Origin of the sequence: Streptomyces sp. P9(2023) (assembly GCF_032436795.1) — a bacterium.
In the GTDB taxonomy this organism is placed as follows: Bacteria; Actinomycetota; Actinomycetes; order Streptomycetales; family Streptomycetaceae; genus Streptomyces.
In genome coordinates, this window is the sequence record NZ_JAUPWM010000102.1 from 1 (window position 1) to 956 (window position 956).

At 35.7% G+C, this 956-nt stretch carries 1 protein-coding gene; it reads left to right on the forward strand.

Annotated features, from left to right (window positions below):
* Positions 1–263: 263 nt before the first annotated feature.
* Positions 264–845 carry an NUMOD4 motif-containing HNH endonuclease gene (locus tag Q5762_RS36810; protein ID WP_315887739.1) on the forward strand — a complete coding sequence of 194 codons (582 nt, stop codon included), beginning with the start codon at positions 264–266 and terminating at the stop codon, positions 843–845.
* The last annotated feature ends 111 nt before the right edge of the window (positions 846–956 follow it).

The following is a 956-nucleotide window of genomic DNA, read 5'->3' on the forward strand; positions in this document are numbered from 1 at the left end:
GTCGGATAAAATGTTAGTCCGACTAAAACGCATTGAACCTTATCTGGGGTGTGTGGCGTAAGCCATGCTAACGGGGAAACTCTAAGGGCTTTAGCCTATGACAATCCCGTGCTAAGCCTGTAAACATACAGGAAAGTGTAACGACTATTCTATTTAGAAGTAGAGTTATTATTGATACATAACTCGAAGCGGTGCGATTGGTAAAAATAACAAATTTGTGATATAATACAACCATACAAAGAATAAATATGGGGGTATTAAATATGAACTGGGTAAAAATAAAAGGGTACGAAGAATTTTATGAAATATCGTCAAATGGCGAGATTAGAAGTAAGGATAGAACTGTAACTGATAAAATTGGTAGAACAAGGTCTTGGAATGGTAAGGTATTAAACCCAGATATTGCTCCCAACGGTTATTACAGGGTTACTTTTTCGATTAACAGAAAAAGAAAACAATTTTACGTCCACAGACTAATCGCTGAATATTTCATACCGAATCCTGATAACTTGCCACAAGTTAACCATATAGACGGGAACAAGCTAAATAATAGCTTAGATAACCTAGAGTGGGTTACTGTTCAAGATAATGTTATACATGCTTATAAGAATGGGTTGACAAAACATATAAGCGGTAAAGAACATTTCAATTATGGTAAATTTGGTGCTGAAAGTAAAAAAGCAAAACCAGTTATAGCAACTAACATTATCACAAATGAAACGAAAAGATACGGTTCCATTGTTGAAACTGTCAAAGATGGTTTTACAAAATCAGAAGTATCAAGGTGTTGTAATCACGGTGGAATACACAAAGGCCATCTTTTCGAATTTGCCAATATGATATAGTCTACTCCCTAAGGCTTGCGAGAAATCGCAGGTCTTTTTAAATACCACGAAAGTGGGGGTATCTATGAACGCCAATAAAATGGGTACAAATATGCAAGATATCCAAAACGC

What these genes read in the sequence shown, in the direction of transcription:
- Q5762_RS36810 (WP_315887739.1), top strand. Translation starts at nt 264, where the DNA reads ATGAACTGGGTAAAAATAAAAGGGTACGAAGAATTTTATGAAATATCG.